Genomic DNA, 13,626 nt, shown 5'->3' with positions numbered 1-13,626 from the left:
GTCGATTCCGTACGCCGTGTCCCCGTACGCCGTGTCCGCGTACGTCCGCGTACGCCTGCTCTCCGTACGACCGTTCGCCGTACGACCGTTCGCCCGTACGCCGTGCCTCCGTACGACCGCTCCTCGCGCGCCGCGTCCTCGTCCGCGGCGTCGCGGCACCCGTTACGGCGCCGCGCCGGCCTTGACCACCGCCTCGTACAGGTCGGCGGTGCGGCGGGCGACGGTGTCCCAGCCGAACTCGCGGACCGCGCGCTGCCGTCCCGCCTCGCCCATCCGGGCCGCGGCCGCGGGGTCGCCGAGCACCCGGTCCAGGGCCCGGGCCAGCCCGGCCTCGAACTCCTCGGCGTGGCCTTCCCGGTAGGGCACCAGCAGTCCGGTCTCGCCGTCGTCGACGACCTCGGGGATGCCGCCGACCGCGGAGGCGACCACCGCGGTGCCGCACGCCATCGCCTCCAGGTTGACGATGCCCAGCGGCTCGTACACCGAGGGGCACACGAACACCGCGGCATGGGTGAGCAGTTGCACCACGGCGGGGCGCGGCAGCATCGCCGGTATCCAGTGCACGCCGTCGCGCACCGAGCTGAGTTCGTCGAACAGCGACCTGAACTCCCGGTCCAGGGCGGGGGTGTCGGGGGCGCCCGCGCACAGCACGAGCTGCGCGGCGGGGTCGATCGCGCGGGCGGCGCGCAGCAGGTGCGGCACGCCCTTCTGCCGGGTGATCCGGCCGACGAACAGCACGTAGGGGCGGTCCGGGTCGATGCCGACCCGGGTGAGGGCGTCGGTGCGCGGGTCGGCCCGGTAGGTGGTGGTGTCGATACCGTTGCGCACCACGTGCACCCGGTCGGGGTCGAGCGCCGGGTAGCAGGCGAGGATGTCGCCGCGCATGCCGTCGGAGACGGCCACCACGGCGTCGGCTGACTCCATCGCGGTGCGCTCGGCCCAGCTCGACAGGGCGTAGCCGCCGCCGAGTTGCTCGGCCTTCCAGGGGCGCAGCGGCTCCAGCGAGTGCGCGGTCAGCACGTGCGGGATGCCGTACAGGAGCTTGCCGAGGTGGCCGGCGAGGTTGGCGTACCAGGTGTGGGAGTGCACCAGGTCGCGGCCCTGGAGGGCGGCGGACATCTGCAGGTCGACGGCGAAGGTGCGCAGCGCGTCGTTGGCGCCGTCGAGGGTGGTGGGCGCGCGGTGGCGGACCACTCCGGCGGCGCTTCCCTCGCCCCAGCAGTGCACTTCGAGGTCGAGCAGGGCGCGCAGTTCGCGGGCCAGGAACTCGACGTGGACGCCCGCGCCGCCGTAGACGTCCGGGGGATACTCCCGGGTCAGCAGTGCGACCTTCATGGGGACCTCCGACCGTTGGCAACCGTGCTCCTTGCCTTCCCCGGTAACGGGCGGAGCTATCCCGGTGGACGGGTCGGGTTCCGGGGGCGCCCGCGCAGTTCGGCGAAGGACCGCGGGAGCGCCAGCACGTGAACCGGCGCACGGACGCGGTGCGGGTGCGTTTCGGTTGACCCGTATTCGGCCACAGTCGGCCCGTTGTCACCTCTTGCCCCTGGTTGCCACCCGTTTGCCACCCATGACCGCCCGCAATCACCGTAACGGCCGTTTACTGACGAATGGGGCGCCGGCGTATTCGTGGGTCCACTGGGACGTGCCCACAGGCAAGCACAACCCCGGTGCGCCCGCGGCAATACGGCAGATCCCGCCCCGGCGGACCGGCTGCGGAATGACGCTTTATGGACGGCTGCCACCCCCCGGTTCCGGGCACACGTATGGGAGAGACGACACGTGATGACCACCCCCCACTCCCTCGCACCTCTGCCACTGCGCGCCGGAGAGCGGTTGGCACTGGCATTGGCGAGGGAAGAGATGATGCAGGACTACCACCGGTGGGAGACCGACCCGGCGACGGTCGTCGGCTTCGGTGCCCGCTGGCCGGTGTCCTGGGAGGTGTTCCAGGCCCGATTCCTGAGCAGTCACACCTCGAGGCACTACCAGCTGTTCGAGGTGGTCACCACCGAGGGCGCGGTGCCGGTCGGCACCACCGCGCTCAGTGTCGACCAGGCGGTCAACACCGCCGAACTCACCCTCGTGATCGCCCCGGAGCACCGCGGCCGGGGCTACGCGACAGAAGCCACCGCACTCACTCTCGACTGGGCGTTCTCCATCGCGTCGCTGAGCGCGGTGTGGTTGGAGGTGCTGGCCCCGCACACCACCGCGGTCAACGCCTACCTGAAGGCCGGCTTCCACACCGCCGGACGGCTGCGCAGCGCTGCGCTGTGGCGCGGCCGGCGGGTGGACAAGCTGCTCCTGGACTGTGTGCCCGACGACCTGGCAGAAAAGAGGTGATCCGAGATGTCCTGCCCCGACGTGAACTGCCGCAAGGGCGGCTGCACCACCGACCCCGGCCAAGGCCGGCCCGCCCCTGAGCGCGGTCCCAAGGCATGACCCCGCTCATCACCTGCCGTACCCCCGCTCGCCGGGGGTACGGCCCGTTTCACGGCCCCCGCGGCCACCGCCACGGCCCCCGCGACCGCCTCGGCCGCCCCTCCACGCGCCCGCCCGCGCGGTCCGCCCGCACCCTCTGACGTGCGACGACCCGGGGCGGACACGGCCGGCCCTGCCAAGTACCGTATCCGGGACGTGTGGTGCCCAGCCGCGGAGGGGAACGTACCGATGGCCCAGTTCGACCTGCCGATGGAACAGCTCAGGACGTATCGCAGCGACGCGGTCGAGCCGCCGGACTTCGACCGGTTCTGGGCGGACACGCTGGCGCAGACCCGCACCCATGACCTCGACGCGCGCTTCGAGCCGGTCGCGACCGCGCTGCGGACCGTCGAGACCTACGACGTGGAGTTCTCCGGCTTCGGCGGCCACCGGATCAAGGGCTGGTTCACCGTGCCGGCCGGGACGAGCGAACCGCTGCCGCTGGTCGTGGAGTTCATCGGATACGGCGGCGGGCGCGGCCTGCCGCACGAGCGTCTGACGTGGGCGTCGGCGGGATACGCGCACTTCCTGATGGACACCCGCGGGCAGGGCGGCAGTTGGTCCACGGGCGACACCCCCGACCCGGTGGGCTCGGGATCGGCCACGCCCGGCTTCCTCACCCGGGGCATCACCGACCGCGACGACTTCTACTACCGGCGGGTGATCACCGACGGCGTACGCGCGGTGGAGGCGGCCCGCACCCACCCGCTGGCCGACGCCTCCCGCACGGTGGTGACGGGGGTCAGCCAGGGCGGCGCGATCACGATCGCGGTCGCCGGCCTCGTGCCCGACCTCGTCGCGACCGCGCCCGACGTGCCGTTCCTGTGCGACCTGCCGCGCGCGGCGCGGATCACCGACGCGCCGCCGTACCGCGAGATCGCCGTCTACCTGTCCACCCACCGCCCGGAGCGCGAGCGGGTGTTCGCCACCCTCGCCTACTTCGACAACGTGCACTTCGCCGCCCGCGGCCGGGCGCCCGCGCTGTTCTCGACCGCGCTGCAGGACATGACCTGCCCGCCCTCCACGGTGTTCGCGGCGTTCAACGCCTACGGGCACCACGACAAGACCATCGAGGTCTACGACTTCAACGGCCATGAGGGCGGCGGTGCCCACCAGGAGGCCCTCCGCCTGGAGTGGCTGCCGAAGTACCTGTGAACGGCGCGGCCGGACCGCACCCGCGGCCCGGCCGGCCTCGTCGGTGAACCGCCCCGGAAAAAGGAGGAATACGGCGGCGGTCGGCGGGCAGGCGCGCGGTTGACCGTCCTTGGAGTGCGAGGCGATGACGTGACCGCGAACACGCAGCAGTCGAGCAGCACGAACGGGACCGCGACCTGCGTCCGGCAGGCCGGCGAGCCGCAGCGGCAGGCGCCCGGCGGCCTCCCGTGGATCGAGCACGCGACCCGGGTCGCGCCGGAGGACGCACGGGTGCTGTCGAAGCTCTTCTTCGACCGCCTCCAGGAGTTGGAGGAGGGCACCCCCGCCTACAGCTACGCGCGCAACACCCTGATCGAGATGAACCTCGCGCTGGTGTACTTCGTCGCCGGCCGCTACCGCAACCGCCCGGCCACCGACCGCGAGGAGATCGTCCAGGTCGGCACGATCGGGCTGATCAAGGCGATCGACCGGTTCGACCTGTCCCGCGAGACGGAGTTCACCACCTTCGCGATCCCGTACATCGTCGGCGAGATGAAGCGGTTCTTCCGCGACACCTCGTGGGCGGTGCACGTGCCGCGCCGGCTGCAGGAGTTGCGGGTCGAGCTGAGCAAGGCGAAGGACCACCTGTCGCTGCTGCTCGACCGCGACCCGACCGTGGCCGAGTTGGCCGGCTACCTCGACATCGGCGAGTCCGAGGTGCTGGACGGCCTGGTCGCCGCCAACGGCTACACCGCCGGGTCGCTCGACGTGCCGTGGTCGGACACCGACGCCGGCCCCGACGGCGAGGGCCGCACCCTGGCCGACACCATCGGCGAGTGCGACCCGTCGATGGAGCTCGTGGAGGACCTCGGCAGCCTGGCCCCGCTGATCGCCCGGCTCTCCGACCGCGACCGCACCCTCCTGCGGATGCGCTTCGTCGAGGAGATGACCCAGTCCCAGATCGGCGAAATGCTGGGGTACTCGCAGATGCACGTCTCCCGGCTGCTCAGCCGCATCGTGGCGAAGCTGCGCGCGGGACTGCTCGTCCAGCAGTGAGCACCGCCCCGCGCACCATCCCCCGAACCGACCGCGACAGGCCGCGTGGCCCCCTCCACGCGGCACGGCGGCCGCGACCCGGCACTTCCCCCCGTCCGGGCCGCGGCCGCCGTATCCGCGCGGTACGCCGTCACACGTCCGCCGGATCTGGACACCCGCCGGATCTGGGCGCCCGCCCTACGGCGTGCTGATGTCGGCGCTGTCCACCGCGATGTTGGTCCCGCTGGACGCCGGGTTGCGGCCACCGGTGTTGGTGATCGTCAACGTGTGCGCGCCGGAGGCGAGTTGCGGGCTGGTCCACACCACACCGGACGCGTCGCGGCTCGGCGCGTAGTCGTCGACGCTCGCCGGGGTGCCGCCGTCCACCGCCAGGGACATCTGGCCCTGGTCCACATCGCGCACCGCGTGCAGCGCGACCTTGCTGCCGGTGAAGTACAGCGTCGCCGAAGCGCCCGCGGTGTAGGTCCAGTTGGCGGTGGAGTCGTACATGTCGGCGACGCCGTTGGTGACACCCCAGTTCGGCCCGTACCCGAAGTGGTCGACGTCGCCGGCCGCCGTGTCGTTGCCGTCCACGGTCACGGTGCCGGTGACCGGCCCGGTGGAGCCGTTGCCCGGGGTGAGGGTGACGGTGTAGGCGTCGGTGCCGGCGAGCAGCGTGACCGGCACGTGCAGCGTGCCGCCGTCCGGGGTGACGTCGCCGTCGAAGACCGTGGCGGGCGCGCTCAGCGCGGTCTGGTCCGGGATGCGCCGCACCGTCACGTGCACGGCGCCGTTGTCGACCAGGTACGGCGTCGCGGACAGGTTCGTGAAGTCCACGGTGGTGCTGCCGCCCTGACCGGAGTTGTTGCCGATCAGCGCGAACGCCCGCTGCGCGCCCGCGTCCGCGCTCGCCGCGACCGCGACGCCGCCGCTGCCGGTGGTGCTCAGCAGCTTCCCGCTGAGCTGGGCGTACGCCTGGTAGACCCACCACTGTCCGGTGGGCTGCCCGCCGGACAGCACCGAGTCGAGGGTGCCGGCACCGCAGCAGTCGGTCCAGATCGCGTGGGCTGCCGCGCTGACCCCGGAGGCGGCGAGCCGGTCGAGGAACCACGCGGTGTAGCCGGAGTTCTGCTGCTGCGAGAACAGGTACTCGTTGATGGTCAGCGGCAGCCCGCTGACGCCGTGCGCGGCCAGCAGCGCGCGGGCGTCGGCCGCGTCCGCGGCGGGGTCGTCGCCGAAGTGCCAGTTCACCACGTCGGGAAGGGTGCCGTCCGCCTTGGTACGGCCGAGGAAGTCGTCCAGCCAGCCGTGGTTGTAGCCGCTGTAGGACGGCCCGACGATCTGCGCCGACGGCTGGAGCCGGCGGATCTCGCGGACCGCGGTGTCCCACATCTGGTAGTACTGCGCGCTGTTGACGCCGCGCTGCCAGAACCCGGTGCCGTCCGGCTCGTTCCAGATGTCGTACGACACGTTCACCCCGGACGCCTGCACGCCCGTGACCAACGTGTCGATGAACGACGCCCAGTTGGAGCAGTCGCCGTTGTCGCAGGGGTAGACGGTGGAGGCCGGCTGGGTGGTGTCGGCGCCCCACACGTCGGAGACGAGCAGATGGTACGTGGCGTGGTAGGGGGCGGCGGTGACCCGGCGGGCCTGGTCGAGGGCGGAGTCCAGCCTGACCTGGTAGCCGCTGCCGGCCCGGTAGCCGTCGCCGAGCCAGCCATCGCCGTCGATCCGTGCGCCGCCGCCGCGGAAGAGCGTCGGCTTCAGCGGTTGCAGCAGGTTGTCCGCGGGGCCCGAGCCGTCCTGGCTGAGCCCGTAGAGGAAGCCGGCGCCGGCGCCGTTGGGGGCGGCGCCCTGGGCGGACAGGTCGACGCCGACGGTGCTGTCGGCGGCCGGCGCGGCGGACGCCCCGGCCGGGCTCAGCGCGGCGGCGGCCAGCACGCTCGCGGCCAGGACGGCGAGCGCGGCGAGCAGCCGGGCCCGGCCGCGCGGGCGGCGACGGCGGCGGCGCGGATCGGTCGGCGGACGAGGTGCGGTCGAGCGGTGCATACGGTCCTCCCGGTGGGGGGTGGGCGGTTCGGTGAGGTGCGCACCCGGCGGGCCCGGGCGTTCGGGCCCGCCGCGTGGGTAGGGGGGCGCCGGCCGCTCAGGCGGGCCCGGGCGGGCCGGCCGGCTCGGTGCCGGGCTCGGTGCCGGGCTCCGCGAAGGAGCCTGCGGCGTCCGAGGGGTCGGCGAAGGGGTCGGCGTCGTCGCGCAGGAAGAACGGGACGGACTCCAGGGCGGCCGGCACGGTGACCCACGCTCCGCCGGGGTGGCGGACGCCGGTCGCGTGGTGGGTCCACTCCGCGCCGGCCGGCAGGTAGACCCGGCGCGAGCGCTCGCCGGGCCTCAGCACCGGCGCGACCAGCACGTCCCGCCCGCACAGGAACTGGTCGTCGACGTCCCAGCAGGTCGCGTCGCCGGGGAACTCCAGCAGCAGCGGCCGCATCAGCGGCAGCCCGCTCGCCCGGCCGTCCTCCAACTGCGCGTGCAGGTAGGGCCGTAGTCGCTCGCGCAGCCGCAGCCCCGCGGTCATCGCCGCCTCGGCCCGCTCGCCGTAGGACCAGATCTCGTTGGGGCCGCCGCCGGTGCCGATCGGGCCGGAGAACTCGCGCGGCTCGCGGTGGCCGTGCAGCCGCAGCAGCGGGCAGAACACCGCGAACTGGAACCAGCGGACCATCAGTTCGCGGTAGTCCTCGTCGTCGGGGTGGCCGCCGTGGAAGCCGCCGATGTCGGTGGTCCACCACGGGATGCCGCTCATCGCGACGTTGAGCCCGGCCCGTACCGAGTCGGCGAGCGCCGCGAAGGTCGCGGGGATGTCGCCGGACCACAGCGCGGTGCCGTACCGCTGGGAGCCCGCCCACGCGGACCTGACCAGGGTCAGCACCTCCGTCTCGCCCTGCTCGGTGAGGTGTTCGTGGACCCCGCGGGCGTGCTCGCGCGGGTAGAGGTTGGCGACCTCCGAGCCGGCTCCCGCCGCGTAGGCGAGGTTGTGCGGGTGGCCGGGGCGCATCTCCGGCTCGCAGGCGTCCAGCCAGAACGCCCGGATGCCGAGCTTGTAGTAGTGCTCCTGCAGCCGGCTCCACAGCACGGCGCGGGCGGCCGGGTCGGTCGCGTCGTAGAAGGCGACCCCGATTCCCTCGGGAGCGCCCTCCAGGTCGGGCCAGTCGCCGTGCACGTCGAAGCCGCTGTTGGTGGCCACCAGCATGCCGGCGTCCCGCAGTTCGGCGTACGTCGCGGACAGCGGGCTGACCGAGGGCCACACCGACACGGCCAACTCCACGCCGAGGCCGCGCAGTTCGTCGACCATGGCGCGCGGGTCCGGCCAGTCGCGGCGGTCGAAGTCCCAGTCGCCGAGGTTGCGCCAGTGCAGGTAGTCCACCACGATCACGCCGAGCGGCAGCCCGCGGCGGGCGTACTCCCTTGCCACGCCGAGGAGTTCGGCCTGGTCGCGGTAGCGCAGCTTGCTCTGCCACAGCCCCGAGGCCCAGCGCGGGAAGGCCGGCGCCCTGCCGGTCGCGTCGGCGTAGCGGGCGAGGATGTCGGCGGGGGTGCGGCCCGCGGTGAGCCAGTAGTCGAGCTGGCGGGCCCGGTCGGCGACCCAGCGGGTGCCGTTGGCGGCGAACTCGACCCGCCCGACGGCCGGGTTGTTCCACAGGAAGCCGTACCCGCGGCTGGAGACCGCCAGCGGCACGGTCACCTCCCCGTTGCGCTGCTGGAGTTCGAGCACGGTGCCCTTGTTGTCGAACCGGCCGTGGCCGTGCTGGCCCAGGCCGTGCACCCGCTCCCCGTCGTAGGCGGCGAAGCGCTGCTCGATACGGTAGGTGCCCGCGCCGGCGGCCTCGAAGTGCCGGGCGCCGGGCCACCAGAAGTGCGGCGGCTGCTCGCGCAGCAGTTCCTCGCCGGTGTCGGTGCGGAGCGCGGTGACCAGGCCGTCGCCGGTGCTGACGACCACCGTGAGCAGGCCGTTGACGAGGGTCGCGTGGGTGGCGTGGATCGTGATCCGGCAGGGCGCGGGGGCGGGCGCGGGCTGCTCGTCGAGCGCGCCGGGCAGCCCGTCCACGACGCGGTGCATGCCCGCCCGGACGCGGACGCTGTCCTGGCCCCAGGGCTCGATCTCCAGCACGTGGTGGCCGTGTCGCCACTGGAGGCGGTGCGGGGTGCGGGTGAACGCGGGCGGCAAGGTGTTCTCCTCGGGGTGGCGCAGGTACGGGTCGGGCGGGGGCTCTGCGGGTCGTGACGTGCTCGGCGGGGAGGCGGGGAGGTACGGCGGTGGGGAGGTGCGGCGGCGGGGAGGTGGGGCGGCGGCTCAGTCCTTGACGGCGCCGCTGGTCACGCCGGCCGCGACGTAGCGCTGGGCGACGACCAGCAGCACGGCGGCGGGCAGCGACGCGATGATCCCGGTGGCCATCACGCTGTTCCAGTCGCTCAGGTGCGCGCCGATGAAGCGGTAGATGCCGACGGTGACCGGCGCCCGGTCGTCCTGGGTGGTGAGGGTCACCGCGAACAGGAAGTCCGCCCAGGCGAAGAGGAACGAGAACAGGCTCGCGGTGACCACCGCGTTGCGGCTGACCGGCAGGACCACCGACAGCAGCGTCCTGATCCGGCCCGCGCCGTCCAGCACGGCGGCCTCGCTCAACTCGGCCGGCACCCCGCGCATCGCGGTCTGGAGGATCAGCGTCGCGAACGGCACGCACAGCGTGGAGTCGGCGAGCACCAGCGCCAGCGGCGAGTTGAGCAGCCGCAGGTGGTTGGCCGCGGTGTAGAAGGAGTTGGCCATCACCACGCCCGGGATCATCTGCGCGATCAGCAGGGCGAAGGTGAGCGGTCGCCCGCCGGGGGCGCGCAGCTTCGCCAGGCCGTAGGCCGCCGGCACCGCGATCAGCAGCACCAGCACCACCGTGCCCGCGGACACCCCGAGGCTGACCAGCAGATGGCCGCCCTGGCTGGACAGCGCCCGCCGGTAGCCCTGGAGGGTGCCGTGCACCGGCAGCCACGTCGGCGAGCTCTTCACCAGGTCGGTGGAGGGCAGCAGCGACGCGTTCAGCATCCAGTACAGCGGGAAGAGCATCACGCCCAGGATGACCACCGCGACCAGCGTGTTGACCGCCGCCGGCACCCGGCGGGCGCGCCCGACGCGGTGCGCGCGGGCGGCCCGGCGGCTCGTCACGGCGCTCACCGGCCGGCCCTGCGCTGCTCGCGGGTGGCCCGCAGATAGACCGCGGCGAAGACCACCGCGACCAGCACCAGCAGGTTCCCGACGGCCGCCCCGCGGCCGAACTCCAGTTGCTGGAAGGACAGGTTGTACGCGAACGTGGTCAGGGTCTGCGAGGAACCCGCGGGCCCGCCCTGGGTGAGGATCATGATCACGTCGAAGACCTTGACGGTGTAGATCAGGCCGAGCGTGAGCACCACGGCGGTGACCGGGCGCAGCAGCGGCAGCGTGATGTGCCGGAACCTGCGCCACGCGTTCGCGCCGTCCAGCGCGGCCGCCTCGTACAACTCGCCCGGTATGGACTGCAGTCCGCCGTAGAGGATGACCATGTTGAACGGGATGCCCACCCAGATGTTGACCAGGGTGACCGCGATCAGCGAGTCATGGGTGCTGGCCAGCCAGGGCACCGGGTGGCCGATCAGGTGCGCGCCGAGCAGGGCGTGGTTGAGCACCCCGGAGTCGGTGTCGAGTATCCACCGCCACGCGGTGCCGGAGACCACCAGCGGCAGCAGCCACGGCACCAGCAGCAGCGAGCGCAGCGCCCCGCCGAGCGGGAACGCCCGGTTGAAGAACACCGCGAGCGCCAGCCCGACGCAGAACTGGAAGAGCAGCGAACCGGCGGTGAACAGCAGCGTGTTGGTCACGGTGCGGCCGAAGTGGCTGTCGTGCAGGACCGCGCGGTAGTTGGCCCAGCCGACGTAGGGCGCGACACCGGTGTAGAAGGAGGAGACGGTGTAGTTCTGGAAGCCCATCCGGACGCTGCCGGCCAGCGGGTAGAGGTAGAACACGGCGACGTAGAGCCAGGCGGGCGCGGTGAAGGCGAGCGCGGCGAGCCGGGCCCTGGCCGGTCCCGCGGTGCGCTGCCGCGGCTTCGGCGGCCGGTCCGCGCCAGGACCGGCGGGGCGGGCCCCGGCGTGGTGGAGGGTGGTGGACATGGGTGCCGTCCTCAGTTCTGGGCGGTGCGCTGGGCCTGGGACAGGGCCGATGCGGGACTGGTGCCGCCGGCCAGCGCGGCCTGGATGGCGTCGGCGAGCGCCTGGCTCACCTTCGGGTAGCCGGTGCCGAGTTCGGTGGTACGCGCTTTCGCGGTGCCGATCTCCTGCACGAACGCCGCCATCTGCGGGTCGGATTGGGCGAGTTGGGCGGCGGCCTGCTGGTTGCTGGGTATGTAGCCGGCGTCCTTCGACCACTTGGCGCTCTCGTCGTGGCCGAGCAGGCACTTGACCACCTTCACCGCCTTCGCCTCGCGTGCGGCGTTGCTGTGGCCGACGGTCCAGGTCTCGCCGCCGAGCGGGGTGACCGGCTTCGCGGCGGCGTTCGGCACCGGGATGGGCACGATGCCGAAGTGCAGCTTCTTGTTCGCGTCGAGCGTGGGGAGTTGCCAGGGGCCGTTCACCATCATGGCCGCGTTGCCCGCGCCGAACTGGTCGTTGACGTCGGCCTGGGTCCAGGTGACCACGGACTTCGACGCCGACCCGGCCGAGACCAGCTTCTGCCACAGCGTCAGCGCCTGTTCGGCCTGCGGCGAGTCGAGCTTCTTCAGGTCGGCGCCCGCGGTCCAGAAGAACGGCTCGAACTGGAACGCGCCCTCCTCGGTGCCGACGGCGCTGAACGCCACTCCGTAGCGCGAGCCGTGCGTCAACTTCCGTGCGTCGGAGGTGAGTTCGTCCCACGTCTTGGGCGGGGTGAGCCCGGCCGCCTTGAACACGTCGGTGTTGTAGTACAGCGCGAGCCCGTTGACGCCCGGCGCGATGCCGTACGTCTGGCCCTGGTACTGGCCGGCCTGGACGATCGACGGGTACAGGCCGGCGGTGCTCAGTCCGGCCTTCGACAGCGACACCAGGCCGCCGGTGGCGGCGAGTTGCTGGAGGTCGGGGTTGTCGACGAGGGCGAGGTCGGGCAGCGAGCGGGCCGACGCCTGCTGGAGCAGCCTGGGCAGGAACTGGGCGCGCGGCACCTGCTGGTGCTTGATGGTGACGCCGACCTGCTTGCCGCACTCGTCGAGGATCGCGGGGAGTTGGGTGTTCTGCGGGGCGGCGTCGTAGTAGTCGATCTCGGTGAGCGTGTCGGAGCCGCCGCCGGACCCGCCGGAGCCGGTGCCGGTGCCGGTGCCGCAGGCAGTGAGCACCAGGGCCGCGGCGGCGGTGAGCGCGGCCAGCGTGCCTGGTCCGGCCGACGCGCGGGAGGTACGGGGAAGGCGGACGGTGCGGCTCATGACGTGCCTTTCGACTGTTCGGCGGCTCGGCCGGCAGCTCTGTTGCGAGCCCGTGGCGCGGCGCGAGGAGGACGCGGGAGGGTGACAGGTGTCGAATTGATTCGACAGTGGCGAAGGTGACGGACCGGCGGCTTCCGGTACGTCACCGGCAGGCGGTGGCGCGGAGGCGGTGGTGCGGTGACGCACGGACAGGTGACGCGGTGACGCGGTGACGGAGTGACGGAGCGACGCGATCGTGCGGAGGTGCGGTGGTCCCCGCGCCGCGGCCCGTGGACCGCGGCGGGTCGGTGCGGTACGGGCGGCGCGCGGCCGGCAGGGGGCGGGGCGGGCGCTACCCCGCCGCGTCGTGCGGCGGTACGTGCGAGGAGGCGTCCGGCGGGAGCCGCGACGCCGACGCGCGCGGCGACACGTCCGGCAGGGCATCGGGCGCCGCGCCCCAGGGCCCCACGGCGCGGTCGCGCCGGGGCCCGGTACTCGCCCTGACCTTGAGCGCGGGTGCCAGCAGGGTCGCCCCCGGCAGTTCCTCGCCCTCGATCCGGCGGGCCAGCAGCCGGACCGCGGCCCGGGCCAGCTCCTCCGCGGGCAGCGACACCGAGGTCAGCGGCGGGCTGCACCGCTCGGCCTCGTCGTCGGTGCAGATCGCGATCACCGAGATGTCCGCCGGCACCCGGGCGCCCAGCCCGGCCAGCCGGTCCATCACCAGCGGCAGCACCCGCTCGTTGTAGACGATCAGCGCGGTCAGGTCGGGCTGCCGGGCGAGCAGGTCGTCCAGCGCCCGCACCACTCCCCCGGGCGCGGGCTCGCACGCCGCCCACACGCTGCGCTGCCCGCGCGAGTGCAGCGCGTGCGTGACGCTCTCCTGCGCGTGGATCGCGTACGCCACGTCCCGGCCGAACGCCTCCGGTGCCTGCCCGAGGTAACCGACCGAGGTGTGGCCGGCCTCCCGCAGGTGCTCCGCGCAGGCCCGTGCGGCGAGCGCGAAGTCGAAGTCGGCGCGCGGCAGTCCGTGCGGGTCGTCCGGGGTCCCGACCAGCACCGCCGGACACTTCAGCTCGTTCAGCAGCGGGACGCGCGGATCGCTGCGCTGCACCTCCATCAGCATCACCCCGTCGACGAGCGCGCCGGCGACGGTGTCGCGGATCGCCGCCTCACCGTCGTCGTCGGTGAGCATCAGCACCTTCAGCCCGCAGTCCTGGGCCGCGGTCAACGCGGCCCACACGTACGGCATCTGCACCTGGTTGTGCGGGCCGTACACCATCGGCAGCGCCATGGCGATCACGCCGGTGCGGCGGGTGCGGATCGAGCGGGCCCCGGCGTGCGGCCGGAACCCGAGCGCCTTGATGCTGCGCTCGACCCGCTTGGTGGTCTCCGCGGAGATGGTCCGGTTGCCGCTCAGCACGTACGAGACGGTGCTGCGGGACACGCCGGCGTGGCGTGCCACGTCCGCGATGGTGACCGTCATGGGCCGGCTCCTGGGTGCTGCTCGACGGGGTGAGGGCGAGTGAGG

At 73.1% G+C, this 13,626-nt stretch carries 10 protein-coding genes; 3 read left to right on the top strand and 7 right to left on the bottom strand.

Annotated features, from left to right (window positions below; all coding sequences use genetic code 11):
• Positions 1-162: 162 nt before the first annotated feature.
• A complete protein-coding gene (gene glgA, locus ACIPAE_RS25195) occupies positions 163-1,335 on the bottom strand; it encodes a glycogen synthase (protein ID WP_329371896.1) in 1,173 nt (390 codons plus the stop codon).
• A gap of 450 nt (positions 1,336-1,785) precedes the next feature.
• Between glgA and ACIPAE_RS25190 the strand changes: the two genes are divergently transcribed.
• From ACIPAE_RS25190 to ACIPAE_RS25180, 3 genes are all read left to right on the top strand, one after another.
• Entirely contained in the window at positions 1,786-2,343 is a 558-nt protein-coding gene (locus ACIPAE_RS25190) for a GNAT family protein (protein WP_328461189.1), read from the top strand.
• Between the two features lie 327 nt (positions 2,344-2,670).
• Entirely contained in the window at positions 2,671-3,636 is a 966-nt protein-coding gene (locus ACIPAE_RS25185; protein WP_402448053.1) for an acetylxylan esterase, read from the top strand.
• A gap of 129 nt (positions 3,637-3,765) precedes the next feature.
• The gene (locus tag ACIPAE_RS25180; RefSeq protein WP_402448051.1) at positions 3,766-4,671 is read left to right on the top strand and encodes a SigB/SigF/SigG family RNA polymerase sigma factor; all 906 of its coding nucleotides are present in this window, start codon (positions 3,766-3,768) and stop codon (positions 4,669-4,671) included.
• Positions 4,672-4,848: 177 nt separating this feature from the next.
• Here the strand turns inward: ACIPAE_RS25180 and ACIPAE_RS25175 are convergent, their stop codons facing one another.
• From ACIPAE_RS25175 to ACIPAE_RS25150, 6 genes are all read right to left on the bottom strand, one after another.
• Positions 4,849-6,699, bottom strand: a complete 1,851-nt coding sequence (locus tag ACIPAE_RS25175) for a beta-xylosidase (RefSeq protein WP_402448049.1) — start codon at positions 6,697-6,699, stop codon at positions 4,849-4,851.
• Between the two features lie 97 nt (positions 6,700-6,796).
• Positions 6,797-8,872, bottom strand: a complete 2,076-nt coding sequence (locus tag ACIPAE_RS25170) for a TIM-barrel domain-containing protein (RefSeq protein WP_366414422.1) — start codon at positions 8,870-8,872, stop codon at positions 6,797-6,799.
• A 126-nt stretch (positions 8,873-8,998) separates the two neighbouring features.
• Entirely contained in the window at positions 8,999-9,760 is a 762-nt protein-coding gene (locus tag ACIPAE_RS25165; protein ID WP_402448237.1) for a carbohydrate ABC transporter permease, read from the bottom strand.
• Between the two features lie 104 nt (positions 9,761-9,864).
• On the bottom strand, positions 9,865-10,839 hold the full coding sequence (locus ACIPAE_RS25160) for a carbohydrate ABC transporter permease (protein WP_402448047.1): 975 nt from the start codon (positions 10,837-10,839) through the stop codon (positions 9,865-9,867).
• 11 nt (positions 10,840-10,850) lie between these two features.
• Complete coding sequence (locus tag ACIPAE_RS25155) at positions 10,851-12,119, bottom strand: extracellular solute-binding protein (protein WP_402448045.1); 1,269 nt, start codon at positions 12,117-12,119, stop codon at positions 10,851-10,853.
• Positions 12,120-12,450: 331 nt separating this feature from the next.
• Positions 12,451-13,581: a LacI family DNA-binding transcriptional regulator gene (locus ACIPAE_RS25150; protein WP_329371889.1), complete on the bottom strand. Its 1,131-nt coding sequence runs from the start codon at positions 13,579-13,581 to the stop codon at positions 12,451-12,453.
• Between the last annotated feature and the right edge of the window lie 45 nt (positions 13,582-13,626).

The sequence above is a fragment of the Streptomyces sp. NPDC087270 genome (genome assembly GCF_044744625.1).
Taxonomy (GTDB): domain Bacteria; phylum Actinomycetota; class Actinomycetes; order Streptomycetales; family Streptomycetaceae; genus Actinacidiphila.
This window is presented reverse-complemented; position numbering and strand designations above follow the sequence as displayed.

What these genes read in the sequence shown, in the direction of transcription:
- glgA (WP_329371896.1), bottom strand. Translation starts at nt 1,335, where the DNA reads ATGAAGGTCGCACTGCTGACCCGGGAGTATCCCCCGGACGTCTACGGC.
- ACIPAE_RS25165 (WP_402448237.1), bottom strand. Translation starts at nt 9,760, where the DNA reads ATGCTCTTCCCGCTGTACTGGATGCTGAACGCGTCGCTGCTGCCCTCC.
- ACIPAE_RS25150 (WP_329371889.1), bottom strand. Translation starts at nt 13,581, where the DNA reads ATGACGGTCACCATCGCGGACGTGGCACGCCACGCCGGCGTGTCCCGC.
- ACIPAE_RS25185 (WP_402448053.1), top strand. Translation starts at nt 2,671, where the DNA reads ATGGCCCAGTTCGACCTGCCGATGGAACAGCTCAGGACGTATCGCAGC.
- ACIPAE_RS25190 (WP_328461189.1), top strand. Translation starts at nt 1,786, where the DNA reads ATGACCACCCCCCACTCCCTCGCACCTCTGCCACTGCGCGCCGGAGAG.
- ACIPAE_RS25175 (WP_402448049.1), bottom strand. Translation starts at nt 6,699, where the DNA reads ATGCACCGCTCGACCGCACCTCGTCCGCCGACCGATCCGCGCCGCCGC.
- ACIPAE_RS25155 (WP_402448045.1), bottom strand. Translation starts at nt 12,119, where the DNA reads ATGAGCCGCACCGTCCGCCTTCCCCGTACCTCCCGCGCGTCGGCCGGA.
- ACIPAE_RS25160 (WP_402448047.1), bottom strand. Translation starts at nt 10,839, where the DNA reads ATGTCCACCACCCTCCACCACGCCGGGGCCCGCCCCGCCGGTCCTGGC.